The 23,185-nt window shown below is 40.8% G+C and carries 22 protein-coding genes; 20 read left to right on the forward strand and 2 right to left on the reverse strand.

What is annotated here, in order from left to right; all coding sequences use genetic code 11:
- Positions 1–7: 7 nt before the first annotated feature.
- Positions 8–3,451, reverse strand: coding sequence for a DNA polymerase III subunit alpha (gene dnaE, locus ACYQ3A_RS05335; protein ID WP_459896106.1), 3,444 nt, complete (start codon positions 3,449–3,451; stop codon positions 8–10).
- Positions 3,452–3,537: 86 nt separating this feature from the next.
- On the opposite strand from dnaE, the gene pstC reads away from it, so the two are divergent.
- From pstC to ACYQ3A_RS05435, 20 genes are all read left to right on the forward strand, one after another.
- On the forward strand, positions 3,538–4,470 hold the full coding sequence (gene pstC / locus ACYQ3A_RS05340; protein ID WP_459896107.1) for a phosphate ABC transporter permease subunit PstC: 933 nt from the start codon (positions 3,538–3,540) through the stop codon (positions 4,468–4,470).
- Positions 4,471–4,473: 3 nt separating this feature from the next.
- Complete coding sequence (gene pstA, locus ACYQ3A_RS05345; RefSeq protein ID WP_459896108.1) at positions 4,474–5,316, forward strand: phosphate ABC transporter permease PstA; 843 nt, start codon at positions 4,474–4,476, stop codon at positions 5,314–5,316.
- Positions 5,317–5,327: 11 nt separating this feature from the next.
- Entirely contained in the window at positions 5,328–6,107 is a 780-nt protein-coding gene (pstB, locus tag ACYQ3A_RS05350) for a phosphate ABC transporter ATP-binding protein PstB (RefSeq protein WP_459896109.1), read from the forward strand.
- Between the two features lie 274 nt (positions 6,108–6,381).
- Entirely contained in the window at positions 6,382–6,717 is a 336-nt protein-coding gene (locus ACYQ3A_RS05355; RefSeq protein ID WP_459896110.1) for an NADH-quinone oxidoreductase subunit A, read from the forward strand.
- The gene (locus ACYQ3A_RS05360; protein WP_459896111.1) at positions 6,714–7,184 is read left to right on the forward strand and encodes an NADH-quinone oxidoreductase subunit B; all 471 of its coding nucleotides are present in this window, start codon (positions 6,714–6,716) and stop codon (positions 7,182–7,184) included. Before ACYQ3A_RS05355 ends, ACYQ3A_RS05360 begins: the two co-directional genes overlap by 4 nt.
- A gap of 11 nt (positions 7,185–7,195) precedes the next feature.
- Entirely contained in the window at positions 7,196–7,654 is a 459-nt protein-coding gene (locus ACYQ3A_RS05365; protein WP_459896112.1) for an NADH-quinone oxidoreductase subunit C, read from the forward strand.
- Positions 7,654–8,820 (forward strand): NADH-quinone oxidoreductase subunit D, encoded by a 1,167-nt coding sequence (locus tag ACYQ3A_RS05370; protein WP_459896113.1) that lies wholly within the window; start codon positions 7,654–7,656, stop codon positions 8,818–8,820. The genes ACYQ3A_RS05365 and ACYQ3A_RS05370 overlap by 1 nt, the downstream gene beginning before the upstream one ends.
- Before the next feature lie 8 nt (positions 8,821–8,828).
- On the forward strand, positions 8,829–9,773 hold the full coding sequence (locus ACYQ3A_RS05375; RefSeq protein ID WP_459896114.1) for a complex I subunit 1/NuoH family protein: 945 nt from the start codon (positions 8,829–8,831) through the stop codon (positions 9,771–9,773).
- A 10-nt stretch (positions 9,774–9,783) separates the two neighbouring features.
- Positions 9,784–10,305, forward strand: coding sequence for a 4Fe-4S dicluster-binding protein (locus ACYQ3A_RS05380; protein WP_459896115.1), 522 nt, complete (start codon positions 9,784–9,786; stop codon positions 10,303–10,305).
- A gap of 2 nt (positions 10,306–10,307) precedes the next feature.
- Positions 10,308–10,784 (forward strand): NADH-quinone oxidoreductase subunit J family protein, encoded by a 477-nt coding sequence (locus tag ACYQ3A_RS05385; RefSeq protein ID WP_459896116.1) that lies wholly within the window; start codon positions 10,308–10,310, stop codon positions 10,782–10,784.
- On the forward strand, positions 10,785–11,093 hold the full coding sequence (gene nuoK, locus ACYQ3A_RS05390) for an NADH-quinone oxidoreductase subunit NuoK (protein WP_459896117.1): 309 nt from the start codon (positions 10,785–10,787) through the stop codon (positions 11,091–11,093).
- 1 nt (position 11,094) lies between these two features.
- Complete coding sequence (locus tag ACYQ3A_RS05395; protein WP_459896118.1) at positions 11,095–12,924, forward strand: NADH-quinone oxidoreductase subunit 5 family protein; 1,830 nt, start codon at positions 11,095–11,097, stop codon at positions 12,922–12,924.
- Positions 12,925–12,934: 10 nt separating this feature from the next.
- On the forward strand, positions 12,935–14,380 hold the full coding sequence (locus ACYQ3A_RS05400; protein ID WP_459896119.1) for a complex I subunit 4 family protein: 1,446 nt from the start codon (positions 12,935–12,937) through the stop codon (positions 14,378–14,380).
- 10 nt (positions 14,381–14,390) lie between these two features.
- Entirely contained in the window at positions 14,391–15,806 is a 1,416-nt protein-coding gene (locus ACYQ3A_RS05405) for an NADH-quinone oxidoreductase subunit N (RefSeq protein ID WP_459896120.1), read from the forward strand.
- A 224-nt stretch (positions 15,807–16,030) separates the two neighbouring features.
- Positions 16,031–17,011, forward strand: coding sequence for a 3'-5' exoribonuclease YhaM family protein (locus ACYQ3A_RS05410; protein ID WP_459896122.1), 981 nt, complete (start codon positions 16,031–16,033; stop codon positions 17,009–17,011).
- Positions 17,008–18,039, forward strand: a complete 1,032-nt coding sequence (purM, locus tag ACYQ3A_RS05415; RefSeq protein WP_459896124.1) for a phosphoribosylformylglycinamidine cyclo-ligase — start codon at positions 17,008–17,010, stop codon at positions 18,037–18,039. The genes ACYQ3A_RS05410 and purM overlap by 4 nt, the downstream gene beginning before the upstream one ends.
- Positions 18,036–18,683 (forward strand): phosphoribosylglycinamide formyltransferase, encoded by a 648-nt coding sequence (purN, locus tag ACYQ3A_RS05420; protein WP_459896125.1) that lies wholly within the window; start codon positions 18,036–18,038, stop codon positions 18,681–18,683. Before purM ends, purN begins: the two co-directional genes overlap by 4 nt.
- Positions 18,683–19,894 (forward strand): M16 family metallopeptidase, encoded by a 1,212-nt coding sequence (locus ACYQ3A_RS05425; RefSeq protein ID WP_459896126.1) that lies wholly within the window; start codon positions 18,683–18,685, stop codon positions 19,892–19,894. Before purN ends, ACYQ3A_RS05425 begins: the two co-directional genes overlap by 1 nt.
- Entirely contained in the window at positions 19,887–20,381 is a 495-nt protein-coding gene (locus tag ACYQ3A_RS05430; protein WP_459896127.1) for a 2-thiouracil desulfurase family protein, read from the forward strand. Before ACYQ3A_RS05425 ends, ACYQ3A_RS05430 begins: the two co-directional genes overlap by 8 nt.
- A complete protein-coding gene (locus ACYQ3A_RS05435; protein WP_459896128.1) occupies positions 20,378–21,439 on the forward strand; it encodes an NAD(P)H-dependent flavin oxidoreductase in 1,062 nt (353 codons plus the stop codon). The genes ACYQ3A_RS05430 and ACYQ3A_RS05435 overlap by 4 nt, the downstream gene beginning before the upstream one ends.
- A 392-nt stretch (positions 21,440–21,831) precedes the next feature.
- On the opposite strand, the gene ACYQ3A_RS05440 is transcribed toward ACYQ3A_RS05435, so the two are convergent.
- Entirely contained in the window at positions 21,832–23,133 is a 1,302-nt protein-coding gene (locus ACYQ3A_RS05440) for an RNA-guided endonuclease InsQ/TnpB family protein (RefSeq protein ID WP_459896129.1), read from the reverse strand.
- Between the last annotated feature and the right edge of the window lie 52 nt (positions 23,134–23,185).

Genomic DNA, 23,185 nt, shown 5'->3' on the forward strand with positions numbered 1-23,185 from the left:
CTTCACCTCAGTTTACGGTTATTCTCTCCTTTGGAATTATCCTTTGGAGCTCTTTAAAAACTTCAGGTTCGACGGGTAATGAATAGTCAGGGTGGAGTTGCAATTTTACAAAACAATCCTTCAATTTTGCCTCTATGATCACAGGCTTACCTTTCTCACTACGATTTTTCTCTATAAACTCCTTCAAAGTAGAGAGGAATTCATCTGTTATCTCTTCATCGTACATTTTGATCACAATATTGTTAACTTCGCTGAGTATTTTATCGTTTAAAGGATATATATCTTTTGCTATAACCGATTTTGATTCCTCTTCTTCCCTTACACTTCCCTCTATGATGACAACGTTTCCTTCTGTAATCTGCTCCATCTTTTCCTTGTAAACGTTTGGAAAGACTAAAACAGAAACAGTTCCTTCAAGGTCTGAGATTTCAACAGTTGCCCAGAGGTCCCCTCTCTGTGTTCTTTTTGTTTTTACTTCCGTTATGGCACCAGCTAATTTGACGTCCTGACCGTCTTTCCACTCATCTTTCTCAGAGGTTGAGTTAAAACTGAACTGGATAATATCTTTGTACTCAAGGAGAGGATGTCCTGAGAGGTAGAACCCTATTGCCTGTCTTTCGTACTCAAGCTTTACCCTGTCTGGCCACTCTTTTGTGTCTGGAAACTCCTTGTTGACGATTTCGGTTTCATCACCAAAAAGGCTCATCAGTCCTTTGCTCTTCGTCTTCTGGAGACTCTGTGCAACAGACATTGCTTTGTCAAGGACTTCAAGGTTTGCGGCTCTTGAGATCCTCGTAGAGTCAAAGGCTCCAGCTTTTATCAGTGATTCAATGACTTTCCTGTTTACCTGTTTCAGATCAACCCTTTCGCAGAAGTCGTAAATATCCTTGAACTCTCCTCTTTTCTCCCTTACTTCAATGATGTGCTGGGCAGCTTTTTCTCCAACCCCTTTTATTCCTGCAAGTCCAAACCTTATTCCTTCATTCTCTATGGAGAAGAGAGCATTGCTTTTGTTTATGTCTGGTGGAAGGACGGGAATTCCGTTTTCTCTGCAGTCCTTTATCAGCTTTACGATTTCATCGGTTTTGTCGTAATCGATGGAGAGCATTGTGGTCATAAGCTCTTTCGGGTAGTGGGCTTTCAGATATGCAGTCACATAGGCAAGGAAACCGTAAGCGGCGGAGTGGGACTTGTTGAAACCGTACTCTGCAAACTTGGCTATATCGTCAAAGAGCTTTTCAACCTTTTCCCTTGGGTAGCCTCTCTCGACTGCTCTTGTAACAAAGATGCTTCTCTGCTCCTCCATAACATCCTTCTTTTTCTTACCCATAGCACGGCGCAAGATGTCAGCTTCTCCGAGGGAGTATCCAGCAAGGACGTTCGCAATCTGCATTATCTGTTCCTGATAGATGAAAAGACCGTAGGTCTCTTTCAAGTAGGGTTCAAGTTCAGGGAATATGTAATCAACCGGCTCAAGACCGTGTTTTCTCCTTATATAGCTTTCTGCCATTCCAGAGTTCAAAGGTCCTGGACGGTATAGAGCAACAAGGGCAATAATATCTTCAAATACTGATGGTTTAAGTCTTTTCATCAAGTTTCTCATTCCCTGAGATTCAAGCTGGAAGACACCAACTGTGTTTCCTTCTTGAAGGAGTTTGAAGGTTTTTTCATCATCAAGAGGTAGATTGGCTAAATCAATTTTTATTCCGTGTCTTTTTTCTATCAGTTTTATGGTTTTATCGATGATTGTGAGGGTTTTCAATCCAAGGAAGTCCATCTTGAGGAGTCCCAGCGCCTCAACCTGTCCCATATCGTACTGAGTTGTTACGTCTCCATCCTTGCTCTTTGCAAGAGGAATGTACTTTGTAAGGGTATCTGGAGCGATAACAACTCCAGCTGCGTGAACTCCTGTCTGTCTTGCAAGCCCTTGAAGTCTTGATGCAATCTTGAGAAGTCTTGCAATTGTTTCATCTTTTTCAGCAAGTTCCTTGATTTCTGGAGCTTTTTCAACTGCATCTTCAATTGACTTTGCGTCGTTTGGAATGAGCTTTGCAAACTTATCAACTTCTTTTGGTGGAATCCCGAGAACTCTTCCAACGTCTCTTACAACCATCTTTGTTTTCATTGTGCCGAAGGTAATTATCTGGCATACCTTATCTTCACCGTATTTTTCTCTAACATACTGGATAACCCTGTCTCTACCTTCCTGACAGATATCAACATCGATATCGGGCATTGTAACCCTCTCAGGGTTCAGGAAACGCTCAAAGAGGAGGTTAAACTTCAAAGGATCTATGTCTGTAATTCCAATTGCGTAAGCTACAAGTGATCCAGCTGCTGAACCCCTTCCCGGTCCTACTGGAATTCCATTTTTCTTTGCCCAGTTAATGAAATCCCAAACTATGAGAAAGTAACCGGGAAATCCCATGTCCGAAATTATCTTCAACTCGTGGTTCAATCTCTGGTAGTACTTCTGTCTTGTCTCGCCGTCAGTTATGCCCTGTTCTTTGAATCTCCTTTCAAGCCCTTTTTCAGCAAGTTCTCTCAGGAAAGATTCGTAGGTGTAGCCTTCTGGAACGTCGTACTTTGGCAGCAGATATCCAGAGTTTTCTATCTTTACGTCAATTTTCTCTGCTATTTTGAGAGTGTTAAAGACTGCGTGGGGAACTTCTCTAAAGACTTCGAGCATTTCGAGAGCATCTTTGAAGTAGAACTCTTTCGTTGGAAACCGCATTCTGTTTTCGTCGGATAGTTTCTTACCCGTCTGGAGACAGAGGAGAACGTCGTGGGCTTCCCAGTCCTCTTTTTCGAGGTAGTGGGCATCATTTGTTGCAACGAGATCGATATCGAGCTCCTTTGAGAGTTTAATGAGAAACTGGTTTGCCCTCGGCTGGTCTTTTAAGCCGTGGTATTGAATCTCAAGGTAGAAATCATCTCCGAAGAGTTCCTTATACCACTTTGCAGCCTTTTTGGCTTCCTCTTCCCTTCCCTGGAGATAGAGGATTGGGATTTCTCCTTGAATACAGGCAGAAAGGGCGATTAAACCCTCACTGTACTTTTCAAGAACCTCTTTGTCTATTCTTGGTTTGTAGTAAAAGCCTTCAAGGAAACCTATCGAACTGAGTTTCATAAGATTTTTGAGACCTGTTTCATTTTTCGCCAGAAGGACCAGGTGGTAGCTTCCTTTTTCTCCCTCACTGCCTTTTTGCTTATCAAACCTTGAGCCCTTAGCTATGTAGAATTCCTGACCGATAATTGGTTTTATTCCTTCAGCGGTACATTCTTTGTAGAGTTCGTATGATGCATGCATGTTACCGTGATCTGTAACTGCAACGGCAGGCATTCCATACTCTTTTGCTTTCTTTACTAAGTCTTTTATCTTTATCGCTCCGTCAAGGATTGAGTACTGGGAGTGGAGATGGAGATGAACGAAATCTCCTCTGTTTGCCATGTTATCTCCTTGTCTGAATTGTTTGGTTCTGTTGACACTTTTTCAAGAAAAAAAGCTATACTTACCAATGAAAATTTGCAATGAGGATGAAAGCTGTGAAGAAAAGCTATCTGGCAGACTGGACTTTTGGGAAGATAGCCTTAGCTTCTACTCTGCTTGTGATGGTTATCTTGGCAATGCTCATCTTTGTTCTTTATAAAGAATCTGCCCTTTCCATTCATACTTTTGGAGTCTGGAATTTCATCACTTCTACAGTCTGGAATCCACCTATGGAGAAGTTTGGTGGAGCTCCAGCAATTTTCGGTACCCTTGTAAGTACAGTAATTGCTATTCTGATAGCTGTTCCTGTTGCCATTGGAATAGCAATTTTCCTTACAGAGATTTCTCCCCACTTTCTAAGAACTCCTGTGGGCGTTGCTGTAGAGCTTCTTGCCGCAATTCCAAGTATCATTTATGGTATGTGGGGACTTTTCTACTTTGCACCATTTATGAGAGATAAAGTTCAACCTTTAATTCATGCAACACTTGGGAAAATTCCGGTGGTTGGAGAGTGGTTTGCTGGTTATACTCCAGGAATAGGCCTTCTAACAGCTTCAATAGTCCTTTCCATAATGATTCTTCCCTTTACTGCGGCAATTGCGAGGGATTCTTTCAATATGGTACCCAACATTTTAAAGGAGTCTGCCTACGCTCTGGGTGCAACAAAGTGGGACGTTATGAAGGATGTTGTCATTCCCTATGCAAAGCTTGGTGTGATTGGAGGAATCATTCTTTCTCTTGGAAGAGCTCTTGGAGAGACAATGGCAGTTACATTTGTAATGGGTAACCAGCCTGTAATTCCCCATTCGCTTCTTGAACCAGCAACCTCAATTACAGTAACACTTGCCAATGAATTTACGGAAGCAGATACAGATCTTTACCTTTCCAGTCTCTTTTACCTTGCTCTCATACTCTTTGTTATGAGTTTCCTCGTCATAGCTATAGGAAAGTTTGTATTCCTGAAAAAGGTTGAGAGGTAAGAGTTGGACGCATTTACAAGGAGAAAGATAGTCAATAACATTATCCTCGTTCTCTCAACAATAGCAGCCCTCTTTGGAATTATGTGGCTTTTCTGGATATTGGGAACGCTTCTCTACAAAGGATTTTCTACGCTATCTCTTGAAGTCTTCATAGGAGACCCACCATCTCCTGGTGAAGAAACGGGGGGACTGAAACACGCAATTGTGGGACAGGCGATGATTGTCCTAACTGCAACGGTTATCGGAATACCGCTTGGAATACTTGCCGGAACTTACATTGCCGAGTATGGAAAGAACAGCAGGTTGGCAAACATCGTTAGAGACCTATCGGACATAATGATGAGCGTTCCATCAATAGTAATTGGTACATTCATTTATGCAATTCTGGTTAAGCCTGTTGGACACTTTATGGGAATAGCGGGTTCTCTTTCTCTTGCTGTAATGATGATTCCAATAATCCTGAGAACGACTGACGATATGCTGAGACTTGTGCCTCCGGAGCTCAGAGAGGCTGGTTATGCTCTTGGAGCAACCAAGTTTAAGGTGATAAAGGATATTGTTTATAGGGCTGCAATAACCGGAATTTTAACCGGGGTTATCCTTTCCGTTGCAAGAATTGGAGGAGAAACTGCTCCATTACTCTTTACATCTTTCAACAACAACTTCTTTACCTTCAATATGGCACAGCCGATGGCTTCTCTGACTGTTACGATGTATGACTATGCGATGAGCCCATACGAATACTGGCAAAAACTTGCCTGGGCTGCTGCTATAATCCTGACTGCCGGTGTTCTTGGGGCAAACATCCTTGGAAGAGTGATAGCCCACTGGAAGTTTAAGAAGTAACGGAGGAGTTTATGGCATACGTAATTGAGATAGAGGAAAAGCCAAAGATAAGTGTTGAAAACCTAAACTTCTACTATGGGACTAAACATGCCCTCAAAGGTATCTCATTTAAGGTTCCAGAGAAGAAAATAACGGCTTTGATAGGTCCTTCTGGATGTGGAAAGACAACATTGCTCAGGTGCTTTAACAGAATGCATGACCTCTATCCTGGAAATAGGTATGAAGGAAAAATACTTCTGGATGGAGAGAATATCCTTGAAAAGGATTACGATCTAATTAGATTACGAAGCAGAGTTGGGATGGTATTTCAGAAACCAACGGCATTTCCAATGTCTATTTTTGATAACGTTGCCTATGGTTTAAGGTTAAAAGGAATAAAGAATAAAAGTGAACTGGAAGACAGGGTGGAAAAGGCTTTAAAAGATGCGGCTCTTTGGGATGAAGTTAAGGACAGGTTAAAAGATCCTGCATCTGGTCTTTCAGGTGGTCAGCAGCAGAGACTCTGTATAGCAAGAGCCATAGCGGTTGAACCTGAAGTTCTTCTCTTTGATGAACCAACTTCTGCTCTTGACCCTATTTCAACTGGAAAGATTGAGGAATTAGTAGTTAGTTTCAGGGACAGGCTCACAATAATAATTGTTACCCATAACATGCAACAGGCTGCGAGGGTTTCAGACTATACGGCTTTTATGTATCTGGGGGAACTGATAGAGTTTAACAAGACAGAAGAACTCTTTATCAAACCAAAAGAGAAGCTTACAGAGGATTACATAACTGGACGTTTTGGTTAAACTTTGTTTATTATCGTTCTGAAGGACAAGTAAGAGTCAGGGGAATTTCGAAAGAAATTCTTTAGCTAATTAATATGTAGGGAATGAAAGAACAGCTTCTGGTAGTATACCTTAATGCTCTTGTGTTTTTTATTAAAACTTTATAATCCTTGACAATCGTGGATTCTTTATCTAAAATTCCAGAAGAGGGTATTTTTACGGATTGTTTACAAAACATTTACAATTTGTTTACAGTTTGGTAGGATATTAAACTAACGGGCATAGGAGACGGGAAATGCTTTACAACTTTATAGCCTTTATAGTTGTTATGACACTTGCAGGATTATCTCTATGGCTCCTTACGGTTGCCGTTGCTCCAAAGAACCCTCATCCAGTAAAAGAGGATACCTACGAGTGTGGTCTTCCTGCTCCTGAACCGATTATTTCCAGTGTCAACTTTCAGTACTACTTCTACGCAATCATATTTATCGCAATGGATATTGCGGGGGTTCTTTTTGTCCTTTACGCAATAGGAAAAGGTGACCCTGCATTTGGATGGATATTTATACTCTTTTCACTTCTTTTGATGATTCCCCTCTCTTACGTTATGCTTGGAGGAAAGAGAGAATGATTTTAAAGTTCTTTGATTGGTCAAGATCCAACTCTCCTTGGGGAGTCCACTTCTGTAGTGGGTGCTGTTCCTTAGAAGTTTTAGCCCTTATGGGACCCCGTTTTGACTGGGAAAGGTATGGTTTTATGATGACCCCAAGTCCCAGACAGGCTGATTTTATAATCGTTACAGGACTTGTTTCAAAAAAAGTTCTTCCTGTTCTTCTAAGGGTTTACCAGCAGATGCCAGAGCCAAGATACGTATTCGGGATGGGAGCCTGTGCTGCAGGTGGTGGTCCTTACTGGGATTCAGACTTCGTAGCGGTAGATGTCTCTCAGTACATACCATTTGATATCTTTGTTGCAGGCTGTCCACCAAACCCAGAAGCTATCCTTGAGGGATTTCTCAGGTTAAAGGAAATAATCCTTAGAGATAGAGAAAATGCTGCAAAGAGATATCCAAACAGAATGGAAGAGATCAACTATTAAGTGGGGAAAGGATGTTAGAAGAGATTAAAGAAAAAGTACAGAATGAATTTGGTTTTCAGTCTGAACCCTACGATACTAACATGTTACTCATTCATGGAAATAGAGAGAAAATAAAAGATTTGCTTGAGTTCTTAAAGCGTTCAGGTTTTAACTATCCTCATACTGTTTCGGTTGTTGATTATACGCCGAAAGGTGAGGATTTTCAGGTCAACTACGTGATTGAGAACATTCAGGAAAAGAAATTTGTAATTGTCAGGATAACTCTGCCGGAGAATGATCTTACTGTTCCCAGTGTGTGTGACATTTTCCCCGCTCTTCAGCCTCATGAAAGAGAAGTCTGGGAGATGTTTGGAGTAGAGTTTGTTGGAAATCCGAGGCTTGAGGTTATGCTTTTGCCAGACTGGGCTGAAGGGACGTTTCCACTTAGAAAATCCTACGATTTCAAAAAGCATCGCAAGGAGAAAAAGTAATGAACAGCATTACTCAGGCAGGATTCACTTTTGTAGTGGAGGAGAAAAAGGAAATAAGTGGTGAAGATTTGGGGCTTCTTCAAGAGAAGATTCTCCAGCTTAACTGGGGTGTCCAGCACCCTGCCAGTGGTCCTATGAGATTGAAGGTTTGGGTTGATGGTGATGAGGTTGTAAAGGTTGATCCGGATATAGGTTACGTTTTGAGACTTCTTGAGAAGCTTGTTGAGTATAGAACATGGATTAATGCCATTGTTAACGTAGAAAGGGCTTGCTTCATAGATAACTTTGGAACAATGACCGGATATTCTATAGCTGCCGAGAAGATTGCCGGTGTTGAAGTTCCAAAAAAAGCGGACTACGTGAGAACTATTCTTTGTGAAGGTGGAAGAATAGTCAGTCACCTGATAGGTCTTGGTGGGTTCGTTGGTGTTCTTGGTGTTCATACACCGACGCAGTGGTCTCTGATTGCAAGGGAAAAGTTCTTAGATGCATTTGAGGTCTATTCAGGTCAGCGAATTGCCACTGCTTCCATAGTTCCGGGTGGTGTCAGGTATGAACCTACTGGAAAGTTTATAGAGAAGATGCTTGAAGCAATTGATTTCCTTGAGAAAGAGTATATTCCTCGTTATGGAGAGGTTTTTATTGATAACCCAACTCTAAAGTTGAGGTCAAAGGGTGTAGGAGTTGTTCCAAAAGAGAAAGCTATTGAGCTGGGATTAGCAGGTCCTGCATTAAGAGCTTCTGGTGTGGCTTCTGATATCAGGAAAGATTATCCATATGCGGCTTATGGAGAGCTTGATTTCAATGTGGTTACAAAAGAAGAAGGGGACGCTTACGCGAGATACTGTGTCATCTTTGAGGAGCTCAAAGAGTCTGCAAAGATAATCAGACAGGCAATAGAAGGATTTCCTGAAGGTGAATATAGAACAAAGTTTCCGGTTAAGGTTCCTCCAGGAGAGGCCTATGTAAACGTTGAGTGGGCAAGGGGTTGTTTTGGATTTCATCTCATAAGTGATGGGGGAACTGGACCTTACAGACTGAAAATGAGAGCTCCTTCTTTTGCAAACCTCTGGGCAATGCCTGAAATGATGAAGGGAATAAAACTTGCAGACGTTCCTGTAATCTTTGCGTCACTTTACATGTGTCATGGTGATATTGACAGGTAGGAGGAAAGATGGGACCGTGGATTAAAGCACTTATATTTCCGGGATTCCTTTTCCTGCTGGTAGTCTTCCTGATGGTTTTCTACATGGAGAGGAAGGTTCTGGCAGATGTTCATCTGAGAACTGGTCCTTATTATGTTGGTAAGTTTGGACTGCTTCAGACAACGGCAGACGTTTTTAAGCTTCTACAAAAGGAATTCATAATTCAGAGGAGAGCCAATAAACTTCTCTTTTCATTAATACCGTTTGTTGCTTTTCTTATGGTAGCAATCCTCATTGCGTTTATACCTTTCTCAAGTAGCTCATTTATAGTAAGTACCAGCTTTGACCTTCTTATAGCTCTTGCAATTGTTACAAGTATGCCTCCTATCTTTTTCTACGCAGGTTGGGCTTCAAAAAGCAAATATTCTTTCATTGGGGGATTGAGGGTCGTTAACCAGATGATTTCTGGGGAAATTCCTCTATGGCTTTCAGCACTTGCTGCTGCTGTCTTTTATGGAACTCTAAATCACGTGGAGATAGTTCAAAGCAGTTCCTGGTTAAGTTTTATTGTCCTGTTGCCTGCATTTTTGATATTCATCACTGCAACACTGATAGTTACAGATAGACCGCCATTTGACATTCCTGAGGCAGAACAGGAAATTGTCTATGGATTCCTGACAGAGTTTGGTGGTTTCAACTATGCAATTCTTGTTTTGTCAAAACTAATTGAGCTATTTGGTCTGTATGCACTTGCTGTAACTCTTTTCTTTGGAGGATTTAAGGGACCGGTTCTTCCAGGGATTGTATGGTTCCTTCTGAAGATATTTTTACTCTATGTATTTACTTTTGTTGTAAGAGCTTCAACACCAAGGATTAGAATGGATCAACTTCTTAAGTTTTGTTGGAAGGTTCTAACCCCGCTTGCCCTTTTAAATCTTGCATTCATCATTTCCATCAAAATGATCTTTGCTTAAGGAGTTGCCAATGGAACTTAAAGATGCATTTAAGATACCGGTAGAAGCGACCAAGAAGGTTATAAGGGTAACAAAAGCACTATTTGAACCGAAGGCTACAGAAATCTGGTGGGACAAGGGAATAAGGAGAGAGTATCACTATAGAGGTAAGCACGTTATAAAGGCGGAGCTCTGTATCGGCTGTAGTCTCTGTGCAAGAGCATGTCCTGTTAACTGTATAGAGATGATTCCTACAGGAGTGAAGAAACCAAGGGCTGTGCCTCGTGTTAGAGCTAATGAATGTATGTTCTGTGGTTTCTGTGAAGATGCCTGTCCGGTAAAACCTGAAAAAGCTATAAAGCTTACAGATACCTATGAGATGTACGTAGAACCAGGAACCTGGGACAACCTTACAAAGTTTATCTTTGAACCAGAAAACCTTCAAGAAGCAATCGAGAAGGCCAAAAAGATGGAAGAGATGATAGAGAACAAGAAACAGGAAGCCCTGAAAAAAAAGCAGGAAGCTGAAAAGCAGAAAAAGGGAGAGGAGTAATCATGAACGTTTACTTCTGGATCATCTATGGGGTGATTATCATATCTGCAATAGTGGCTTTAGAAGCCACGTCACTTCTCTGGGCAGCAATATCATTTGTGGTTCTCCTTTCTGAAATAGCCCTCGTTTACTTTGGGATTGGGATGCCAGTTCTTGGTGGAGTTCAGCTTGCTATCTATGCAGGTGGTGTAACTATTCTCGTTCTCTTTGCAATTATGATGATTGGAGAGAGTTACAAAAAGCCGCCTGGAAAAGCTGTAACTGCTATAGTTTTAAGTCTCATAATCCTTGTTCTTGGAACGGGACTTTCTTTCCTGAGTGCTATAGATACATTCCCTTACAAGGTTTACTCAACTCAAGAACTTGGAACTGTTTTTGTTGAGAAGTACTCGTTCTTCACGATAATTCTCGGTTTTATAGTCTCCGCCATTCTCTATATGGCTAATGCAATCATTACGAAGAAGAGGGAGGCAAAGTAAATGTTACTTGAAGCAGATGTTCATGCTTATCTGTTTTTATCTTTCTCACTCTTCGCGGTTGGGGTGTACGGTCTTCTATCCAGAAAATCGGTAATCAGAATGCTCTTCTCGGTAGAGATGATCATTAACGCAGCCAACCTGAACTTTGTCATCTTTTCGGCTCAGAGGAATCTTGACGGGCAGATTTTCACCTTTTTCACAATAGGTCTTGCTGCCCTTGAAGCAGCAGTTGGTCTTGCAATAGTCATCGTCTTCTATAAGAGATTTGGCGAAGTTATACCATCCAAAATCAGGAACCTGAGGTGGTAGTATGGAGAAGTTAGCCTATCTGACAATAGGAATATTCTTCCTTGGAAGCATTCTTGCTTTCCTTGTAGGTAAGTTTACAGAGAAATGGAACTCCTTCTGGGTTGCGGCTATTACAGGAATTGCTGGATTTGGACTTTCCTGTTACATAGCCCTTAACATGGGTGGCTATCCAATAGCCCATGAGTTTGAGTGGTTCAGATTTGGAAGTTTTTCTGTTCCTCTCGGAATTTACGTTGACCATCTTTCGATCATTATGGCTCTGATCGCTACAGGAATCGGTTTCCTTGATATTGTTTTCTCCAGAGGTTACATGGAAGAGGATGAGTCTCCTCATAGGTACTACTTTGAAAAGCTCTTTTTCATTGGCTCTATGGTGGGACTCGTTTTTGTAAGCAATCTGGTTGGGCTCTACATCTTTTGGGAAGGTGTTGGTCTCTGTTCCTACCTTCTGATCGGTTACTGGTACTGGAAGAAGAGTGCAGCTGAGGCTGCTTTGAAAGCTTTTGTAATGACGAGGTTTGGTGATGTCTTTATGCTTGCAGGAATCATCGTTGCCTGGATATTCCTTGGAACGATTAACTTTCAGGAGCTTAACGCATTAAGTGTTGCAGGTGCTTTCAGCGTAAAGCTTGGTCTCATAATCTCTATTCTCATATTCATTGGTGCAATCGGAAAATCAGCACAGTTTCCTCTCTTTCCATGGCTTCTTGATGCTATGGAAGGTCCGACAACAGTTTCTGCTCTTATTCATGCTGCTACGATGGTTAATGCGGGTGTTTACCTTGTTGCAAGGATGTTCCCGTTCTTTGACTACTCTTATGCTCTCATCATGGTTGCGTTTGTTGGAGCTCTTTCTGCATTCATTGCAGCGACAGGTGCAATGGCTCACACCGAAATCAAGAAGATCCTCGCTTTCTCCACGATGGAACACTTGGCACTTATGTTTGTGGGTCTTGGGGTTGGCTCTGTTGCTGCCGGTATATTCCACCTTGCAAGCCATGCAATCTTTAAAGCACTCCTTTTCCTTGCAGCAGGTGCTGTTATTCACATGACACACCACACAAAAGACGCATTTAAGCTTGGTGGACTTTATAAGTATATGCCGCAGACAGCACTACTCTTCCTCGTGGGTATTCTTGCTCTGTCAGGTATTCCACCGTTTAACGGATTCTTCAGTAAGGACTGGATACTTGCTGAAGTCTTCCACTTTGGAAATCCTGTGATATTTGGTTTAACCTTTGTTGCTGCAGTTCTTAGTATTGCTTACGGTTTCAGGCTCTGGTTTGTTGTCTTTACAGGAGAGCCATCTGAAAAATCAAAGCATGCGAGAGAAGCTTACCCTGTAATGCTGGTACCTCTATACATTCTTGCAGCATTTACTCTTATTACCGCTTTCTATAAAGAGCAGATCATCCATTTCCTATTTGGTGAAGTACACGAGCCTTTCTACGCCAACCTGCTTGTGGCAACGTTAATTGTTATGTTTGTTCTTTTTGCAATCGTTTATCTCATTTACTTCAAGAGAACTGTTAGTACTGAAAAGTTCCTTGCTCATCCGATGGGAGCGGCAATAAACACCTTCCTCTACAAAGGATGGATGATTGATGATGCAATCAAGTGGGTCTGTAGAAATATCTTCTACGGTTCTATTGCGAAAGCTGTTGAGTGGGTTGATACCAACATTGTTGATGGAGCGGTGAACGGAACTGCAAAACTTTCCTTAGCCTGCTGGGATAGATGTAGGAAGATGCAGACTGGAGACCTGATTCACTACCTTACCTACTTTGTAGCAGGTGTAATAGCACTTTCTCTGATCATCTTAGCTGTATGAGGAGGAGTAGATGGTTCTTCTTAGTATGATACTTTTACCAATTCTGGCAGCGCCATTTGCCTGGCTGGGGGAGAAGGTAAATAAGGATATCCCCAAATACCTCTCTCTTGCAGTTGGAGTTTTCCTTGCACTGTGTACTGCTTATCTGATAGTCAAATATCCCGGTAACGGTTTTGCCTTTGAGGAATTTTACAAAATTTATCCGCCTTTTGATTTTAACCTTCACCTTGCAGTTGATGGTATCTCTCTGACTTTACTTGCAATTACTGCTTTTCTCGCAATTACTGTAACGCTCTCTTCGTGGAATGTGGAGAAACCGGGAGCCTATTTCTTCCTCATATTGGCTTTCCTTGGTCCTATGGTTGGTGTTTTCGCATCACTGAACCTTCTTTGGTTCTTTATTTTCTGGGAATTTACTCTTGTTCCAATGTTCTTTCACATTGGTATCTGGGGTGCAGAAAACAGAATCTATGCTGCAATGAAGTTCTTTATTTATACCCATCTTGCAAGTGTTTTCCTTCTCCTCGGAATTATCGTTCTTTTCTTGAATGCACACACCTTCGACTTTATGAATCTTCTTGGCATTAAACTGGATCCTGGGATAGCAAAGCTTATATGGATACTCATGTTTATAGGTTTTGCAGTGAAGATGCCTGTTGTTCCATTCCATACATGGCTTCCTGATGCTCACGTTCAGGCGCCTTCTCCAATTTCAGTTTTTCTTGCAGGACTTCTTCTTAAGATGGGTGCTTACGGTCTTTTAAGATGGGAAATCTTTATGTTGCCTGAGACCTCAAAGTTTTTTGCTCCACTAATGGCGTTTATTGCTGTTCTAACGATCTTTTATGCAGGATTTAGAGCTCTTGCCGAAGACCATATCAAGAGGATGGTTGCTTACTCAAGTATTAACCACATGGGATTTGTTCTTCTAGGTCTTTCTGCCATAACGGCTGCTGGAATTTCTGCAGCTCTCTATGAGATGGTTGGTCACGCTCTTATTATCTCTATCCTCTTTATGATTGCTGGTTACATTCATCACAAAACCCATACCTGGTATATCTCTGAACTTGGTGGTTTGATGAAGAAGATTCCGGGCCTTATGACCATGTTTGTGATAGGAGTTCTTGCTGCTGTTGGACTTCCCGGAACTGCAGGGTTTGTTGGTGAGCTTACTGTAATGGTTGCTGCATTTGACTACTATGGATGGATAATGGTTATTGTTCCTCTTGCCAGTGCTCTCGGTGCTGGATTCTTCATGTGGATGCTCCAAAGAGCAGTCTTTGGTCCACTAAGGGAAGCTTTTAAGGAATTGAAAACACTTAAGGAGTTGCCGGCAGTAGAGAATATATCTCTTGCGATGTACATTGCAGCTTTTATCTTAGTTGGTATTGTGCCTTCTAAGGTCTTTAACCTTTACAATCCTGTAGTAGATGCCTTTGCACAACTTTTTAAGTAGGGGGTAGCAGGTGAACATTAACTTTCTCGCTGGAATACTGATATTAGCTCTCACAGGAGCATTCCTGCCGGTAATAAACAGGATATTCAGGATATCTGGTGTTTTAGGGGCAATTATTTCCAGTGTTGGTTATATCCTTGCTGGATTTCTGATTCTGCTTTCGGGAGATGGAAAGAGACTTCTCTCCTCATTCTTCGTTACGGATAGTGTAACTCAACTGATAGGTATGCTCATTCTGGTTGCATCCTGGATGACAATGTTAGTCATTTACTGGATTGCACAAAGAGATAAATTTGTTAACGAGCTTGTAGCAGCTCTTCTTATTTCTACTGCAGGAGCTCTTCTTCTTATTTCAAGTACCAACTTTGTTTCTCTCATTATTGCTATGGAACTTATGACAATGCCAACTTACTTAATGGTTCTTTTCTCATTCGATGATAAGTCAATGGAAGCAGGTGTCAAGTACTTCTTCAATAGTGCTCTGGCTATTGGAACAATGCTTTTTGGTGTATCACTTCTCTATGCAATTACGGGAAGTTTTGATTTTGAAGTTCTAGCAAGGGAACTCCTTAGAGATCCACTTGTTGCTCTCGCAGCAATCTTTATTTTGGCTGGTTTTGGCTTTAAGTTGACTGCATTTCCATTCCACTTCTGGGGACCAGATATTTACGATGGAACTTGCCCTGGAGTAGCTGCGCTCCTGACCGGTATATCTAAGAGTGCTGCATTCATTGCTCTTATGAGGGTTGTTTATGAGGCTCTTCCGACGATTTCTTCCAATCTAACTTTCATATTTGCTCTTCTTGCAGCAATTACAATGACAGTCGGAAACCTTTTAGCTCTTGCTCAGAAGAGAGTTTCAAGAATTCTTGCTTACTCCTCTGTTGCTCATGCAGGTTACACACTTATAGCATTTGCTGCACTTGCTGTTCCTGTTAGTGTAACTGGTATCCTCTATCACTCTGTTGCTTATGTCTTTATGAAGACTGCTGCATTCCTCTGTTTTGCAGTTTTTCTCTATCTTTGGGGTGCAAGAACAATGGATGACTATAAGGGGCTTGGTAAGAGAGAGCCTCTTCTTGCTGCTCTTTTCCTGATATTCCTCCTCTCCCTTGCAGGTGTGCCGCCAATGGCGGGATTTATCAGTAAGGTATTTGTCTTTACTGCAGCGGTTGATGCTGGAATGACGTGGCTTGCGCTTGTTGGTCTTTTGAACAGTGCTTTTTCTGTTGCGTATTACATATGGATAGCGAAGCAGATGTATCTTGAAGAACCTACAATAGAGAAACCTCTTAACAATCCTTCTGATAAGAACTTCATCCTTATTCCTCTTGCTGTTATGGCAGTCTTCTTGATCGTTCTTGGTATCTGGATTAACCCCGTTGTTGACGCTTCAGCTGCTTTTATTTCTAAAATTGGATTCTAATTGTCAGGTATAGATTGAAAGGTCTCCTCATGAGGAGACCTTTTTTTATTGGTAGTTTATCTGAAATTTGCCCAACTCCCTTTAGAAAAAGAAGAGTTCTTGTATTCCTCCTTTGGTAAAGGGGTTAAGAAAAAGAGCAAATTTTATATACGCTTCTCTCCACGGACGGAATTATTTAAATGCTGGTTTATAATTCCATATGAAAAAAACAACAAGGAGACAGTGTGGATACGTATATAAGGGATGTCTATTCCTTGCCTGTTGGGAGTCCATTTGAAGGCTATTTTGTTATTGAACATGTTGAGATTAAGAAACACAGGACGGGAGAACCTTATCTGAGACTTGTTTTATCTGATAAAACAGGGACTGTTCCTGTTCTCTGGTGGAAGCCTCCAAAGGATGCTGATCTGGCCATTTTTAAGAAAGGAGATGTTGTCTTTGTTTCCGGTCATGTTGAGCATTTTCAGGGAAATGTTCAACCTAAGCTGAAAGAGATAAGAATAGCCAGTCCAGAAGAGTTTGATTCAAAGAAGTTTATCTGTGAGAGCCGTTTCGACATAGAAGAGCAGTTTGCCCGTCTTCTTGAGATCATTGATAGTGTAAAGGATCCTTATCTGAAGAAACTTCTGGAAGAGTTCTTCTATGATGATTCCTTTGTGGAAAGGTTTCTGAGAGTTCCCGCTGGAAAAACCATTCATCATGCCTGTATAGGTGGTCTCTTAGAACATACACTTGGAGTCGTTGAGATCTGCGAAACGGTAGCCAAGAGGTTTAAGAGTATCCATAGGGATCTCCTTATTTCCGCAGCTATACTCCACGATATTGGAAAGATCTACGAGTATGAGATTGATGTAGCGATTTCAAGAACGACTGAAGGAATTCTTCTCGGACATCTCTATATGAGCTGCGAAATGGTGGCTAAGAAAATAGACGGAATAGAGGGGTTTCCACACGACCTCAAAGTAAAATTGCTTCACTGCATTCTTTCCCATCATGGGGAGTATGAACACGGTTCTCCGAAGAAGCCGAAAACCCTTGAAGCAGTAACTCTTGCTTATGCAGATGCTCTTGATTCAAGAGTGAAAGGTTTTGAAGAACACATAGAGAGGGAACTGGGGAATAGTAAGGGCTGGACGAAAAGACACTTTGCTTTTGAGGTTCCTATATTCTTTGATGGAGAATTTAACTACGGAGAGGAAAAATGAAGAAAGGATTAACCTACAAAGATGCTGGTGTAGATATAGAAGCTGGAGAAAAGCTTGTTGATAGGATAAAGCCTTTTGCAAAGAGAACCTTTGATGAAAACGTTCTTGCAGGAATAGGGGGGTTTGGAGCAGGGTACCTTATTCCTAAGGGATACAAAGATCCTGTCCTTGTTTCAGGAACAGATGGTGTTGGAACAAAGTTAAAAGTAGCACAAGCCGCAAATGTCCACGATACGGTGGGGATAGATCTGGTGGCAATGTGTGTTAACGATATTCTTACAGTTGGAGCGAAACCGCTCTTTTTCCTCGATTACTTTGCTACTGGAAAACTCTCTGTTGAGACGGCAGCAGACGTTATAAAGGGAATAGCAAAGGGGTGTGAAATCGCTGGTTGTTCTTTGATAGGTGGAGAGACAGCAGAAATGCCAGATTTTTATCCTGAAGGTGAGTACGACCTTGCAGGATTTGTTGTTGGGATTGTTGACAGAGAAAAGTATATAACAGGGAAGAACATTCAGCCAGGAGATGTTGTTTTAGGGCTTGCGTCGTCCGGAATTCATAGTAATGGGTATTCTTTAGTGAGGAAGCTTTTCTTTGAAATACTTGAGCTTAAAATTGATGAATCTGTAGAAGAGCTAAGTGGAAAAGTTTATGAAGTTCTTTTGACTCCTACAAAGATTTATGTAAAACCTGTTCTAAAGCTTCTTGAAGAAGTGGAAGTTAAAGGAATTGCCCACATTACAGGTGGTGGAATCCCTGGAAATCTTGTAAGGATTCTTCCAGAGTCTGTTGATGCTGTTATTAAAAAGGGAACGTGGGAAGTGCTTCCAATTTTCAGATTTATTCAGGAGAAGGGAAACGTTTCGGAAGAGGAGATGTTTAAAACCTTTAACATGGGAATTGGGCTTTGTATTGTTGTTTCTCCTGAAGATGTAGAGAAAGCAGAAAAAGTGCTAATAGAAGCTGGAGAGACAGTTTACAGGATAGGTAAGATAAGAGAAGGTACAGGAAAGGTGGTAATTGAATGAAGATTGCAGTTTTAGCTTCGGGTAGAGGTTCTAACTTTGAGGCTATTGCCAAAGCTGTTAAGTCTGGAAAGATAAATGGAGAGATAGCTGTCCTTATAGTTGACAAGAAGAATATTGGGGCAATAGAAAGGGCAGAAAGGTTAGGAATTAACTGGATATATGTGGATCCCTATAGCCATCCTTCACGGGAAGATTACGATAGGAAAATTGTTTCTATCTTAAAATATCTCCAGGTTGATCTTGTCTGTCTGGCAGGGTATATGAAAATTGTTTCAGAAGTTTTTGTGGATAGTTTCCCAAACAGGATAATGAACATTCATCCTGCAATTCTTCCTTCTTTTCCCGGTTTAAAGCCACATGAAAAGGCTCTTCAATATGGAGTGAAGATATCGGGTGCTACAGTTCACTTTGTTGATAAGGGAGTAGATACAGGTCCTATAATAGTTCAGGTTGCAGTACCAGTTCTACCTGATGATACGCCAGAAACTCTTGGCAGAAAGATTTTGCAGTTTGAACACAGGATATATCCTCAAGCTGTTAAGTGGTTTGTCGATGGCAGGATAGAGGTCAAAGGGAGGAATGTAATAGTAAAGGATGCAGACTATTCTTCTTTACCTGTAGTTCCAGCCTTAGAGGATTTCTGATGGAGTTTGTGGAACTTGAGAATGGATTAAAAGTAATATTAAACCACGTGGATGGACTTGATATCTTAGCCTGTGCGGTTTTTCTGCCTGGAGGATCTTCTGTTGAACCAGGATCAAAAACGGGAATAACGGTTCTCTCTCTTAAAACGGCATTCAAGAGGAGTCTGAAGAGAAGTTCTCTTGAATTTGCAAAAGTTCAGGAGCAGTTGGGGACTCCGTTTGTTTCTGACGTTTCAAACGATTACTCTTTTATCAAGTTTCAAATCGTTCCTGATGGTTTGAAGGAATACATGGAGCTCCTTCAGGAAGTAATAGAAGAACCGGGGTTTACTGAAGAAAGTTTTTCAGTTGAAAAGGAAACCCTTCTGGCAGCTATAAGATCAAGGAAGGAAAATCCTTTTTCTCTTGCCTATGAAAAACTGATGGCTTTAACCTATAGCGGTACCCCTTACGAGAAGTTACCCTATGGGAGTGAATCAACTGTTAAACCATTGACACTTGAAGATGCTGGGAGTTGGTTTAAAGATGTTGTTCTACCGCAAAATACTCTTTTTTCGTTCTGTGGAGAACTAAAACATCAGGAGAAAGTCCTTGACTTGCTGAATGAGTTGAGAACCAAGGAAGTGAAACAGAGTTTTCCATTTGTGGAAGAAATAGAAGATACAGAAGAGCTGGAAGTAAAAAGAAAAGGATCTTCACAAGTTTTCATTATGGTCTGCGTTAATGCTCCTTCTGTTTTTCAGGAGGAATTTATTGATTACAAGCTATTTAACACTCTTCTGGGAGAAGGGATAGGTTCTCTTCTATTTCAGGAACTGAGAGAAAAGAGAGGGTTTGCTTACTCTACCGGTTCATTCTTTCCATCAAGAAGAAGTTCTGGAAGGCTTTTCTTCTACATAGGAACATCTCCAGAGAAAGAGAAAGAGGTAAGAAAAGCTTTATTGGAATTAAAAGAGCGTTTACCGGAATTTGTGACTGAAGAGAATGTCAGAAGGGCAAAACAGTTTTTTAGGGGAAACTTTGAGTTGGATCATGAAACGAGAATGAAGAAAGCTTGGTACTTAGGGGTTTGGGAAATTCTTGGAAGGGGAACTTCATTTGATAAAGAAATCCTTGATTTAGTTGGAAATATTCCTCTTTCCCGTCTCAAAGAAGTTGCTGAAAGAATAGCTTCGGAACCTTATCACATGGTGGTTATAAAGGATGGATAGTGTTTTGATTGTGAGTGCTTGTCTTGTTGGTATTAACTGTAAGTACAACGGTGGGAACAACAGGTGTGAAATTCTGGTTGAGGCTTTCAAAAAGGGAAAGATAATACCTCTCTGTCCTGAGCAGCTTGGTGGACTTTCAACTCCCAGACCTCCAGCAAAGATTTTTGGAAAAGATGGAAGAGACGTGCTAAATGGAACGGGAAAAGTTCTGACAGTTGAAGGTGATCAGAAAGATGTGACTGAAAATTTTCTAAAAGGTGCTTATGAAACTCTACATGTAGCAGAGCTTTTGAGAGATAGAGTTGTTGCCTGCATATTGAAGGAGAAAAGTCCATCTTGCGGAGTGAAAAAAATTTATAAATTTGAAACCGACCAGTTGAAAGAAGGAATGGGAGTGACTGCTGCACTTTTGAGTAAAAAAGGATTTAAAATTATCAGTTCAGATGACCTTGAATCCATAGAAAAAATTTTGAGGGAGATTGGATGAGCAAACTGCCTGAGCTAAAGATTAAGCACTTAAAACCAAAGTATCCAATAATTCAGGGTGGTATGGGTGCAAAAGTATCCCTCCATAAACTTGCTGCTGCTGTTGCAAATGCTGGAGGGATAGGTGTTATCTCTGCAGTTCTTCTCCATGAGAAGGATAGATCAAAACCGAAAAAGACGACCTGTAAGGGAATTGAAGTAGAGAAACTTGGCTTGAAACCCTACCACTATGCCTGGGAACTTGCAGAGGAGATTAGAAAAGCAAAGGAGCTGGCACCTGATGGAATTATAGGTGTCAACATAATGTATGCTCTTACTCACTTTTACGAGCTCCTAATGACAGCCATTGATGCAGGGGCTGATCTAATAATTCAGGGAGCAGGTTTTGGTAAGGATGTGTTTAAGATATGTAATCTCTTTGATATACCCCTGATAGAAATTGTTGCTACTCCAAAAGGAGCAATGCTTTCCGAGAGATTGGGAGCAGCGGCCATAATTGTTGAAAGTGGTGAGGCTGGCGGACATCTCGGAACAATGGAGAGTCTCTGGGATGTTCTTCCTGGAATAGTGAAAGCTGTAAAGAACATTCCTGTTATAGCTGCTGGCGGTGTTTTTGATGGCAAGGACATGGCAAGGGCTTTTGAACTTGGTGCGAAGGGAGTTCAAATTGCCACAAGATTTATAGCAACTTATGAGTGTGATGCCGCTCCAGAATTCAAAGAGTATATAATAAAAGCAAAACCGGAAGATTCTATTTATATAAAAAGTCCGGTGGGTATGCCAGCTCATGCAGTGAGAAATCCTTTTACGGAGAGACTTGAGAAGGAGGGGAAGATACCTCATTCGTGTCCTTATAATTGTCTTAAGACCTGTTCGGGTTCTGACTCGATCTACTGTATTGCTGATGTTCTGTTAAAGTCTGCTGCCGGAGATGTGGAAGAGGGACTTGTGTTTTCTGGAAGTAACGTTGGAAGAGTTGATAGAATGTACCACGTTGATGAACTAATTAAGGAGTTGGTTGAAGAGTGTGAAATGGAACTTGGAACATCTGAAAAATGATAGTTTTTGTTAGTAACCATTAGCTATCGTTATCAGATGTTCTTCGCTACCTCTTGTGAGGTAGGAATTACTATCCCTTATCTCTTTAAATAAGAGACTCAGGGAATACTTTTGATGAGGGAAGAGAGTTAGTTTAACCGCTCTGCAGAGCTTATCTATCCAGTTTGAAAGTTTTAAAAATCCTTCTCTAACTCTCTTTCCTAACTTCTTAATCGCTATGTTTAATGCTCCTGACTATGCCCCACATTTTCATAAGTACTTGAAATACAAAGTCTTAAGAATGGAATGGATTGAAAGAACAGTTGGCTCAATAAGTTGAGAGATGATTGGACAGAAAAAATATAGCTTTTACAAAGGAATTTACAGTATCCATGATGGCTTAAGCCTAAGTGTTAAGCGTTCTTGCAGGTTTTTGTCTGGTAAATGCCTATAGGACAAAGGTTTGGAGACTTGTGGGGTATATTCAGGTTTAATGCTCCGTTTAAATCCGCATTAAAAACCTTGTTGATTTTTAGGTCTTTGAAAAGACCTCTCTTTATCCTCTTTCCTGTGAATTTAAGTTTCTTTATATCTTCGTCTGTTATTTCTCTCCTGTCTTTTCCAGAAATTTCTTCTATATTTCCTGTTATTGACGAAATTTGAGAAGTAAAAGGTTCTGATTCTTTGAGAAATTCTATTCCTGCTAACTGGCACTTATATTCAAGTTTCTGTATCAATTTCCCAAGTGGTATCTGTCTGAATTCCTGATTGAATTTTTTCCCTTTTATTCCTTCTTTCTGGTATTCTTCAGTCAGAGATTCCGAAATAATTACTTTTCCTATTCCTTCTTTCAAGCAGATAGAAACTATGAAGTTTGATACCATTCCAAATACCTGCTCTATCCTTTTCTTCCTGTAGTTCCACAACTTTTTGTGTTCGATTTCTTTTCCTTCACTCTGGAGTTTTGCTGATAGCTTGTTTACCCACTGGTTGAATGCTTTTATTGGATTTCCGTTGATAATAAACGAAGGTAAATCTTCTTTGTTTGAAACTGCTGAAAGCAGGTTTTTAACTCCTAAGTCAATTGACAGGAAATAATCTCTGTTCAGGTTAACTTTACTTTCGGGAATTTCATAGCTGATTAGATAGGTTACCTCTCCTGATGCTGACCAGTTTATTCTGATGTGTTCTATTTCCAGATTCTCTGGAACTTTGAATTTGACCGCTCCAAAGTCCTTTCCGATTCTAACCACTATGTGATTAGATTTTCTCTTCCCTTTTAGTTTTCTTTTATCAACCACCATATTGGGGTTGGTTTCGAGTGTGAAGGAGTAAAGGGAATCAAGTTTTTTCGGTTTTGGTAGTGATGCTTTTTCTCCGTTTTTCCACTTTTCTAACACGCTTTTGAACTCTTTTGCTACAACTCCAACGAGTGATTTTGCTGTATCTGAGCCTATCTTTTCTATCCACAGGATAACAAGCTCTTTTTTCCACTTTTCTATCTTTTCATTTTCAAAGTGAAGTTCTTCTCTTCCTTTGATAAACTTTTCAAGAAATGTTCTAGATAAGAAAGGTTTTATATCTTCTGCATTCTGGTAATATTCCAGTGCACAAAGATAGAGGAGGTTTTTAAACTGCTGGAAGGTTTTAAATGCTCTTTCCAGTTTATTGACTGTACTCTTTTTGGAAGAGGCAATGGAGAGTGTTAAGAGCAAGGTATTTGCTCCGTTCAAATTTTGTAGTAAATTTATGTTCTGTAAATACAAA

It is taken from the genome of Desulfurobacterium crinifex, assembly GCF_054656775.1.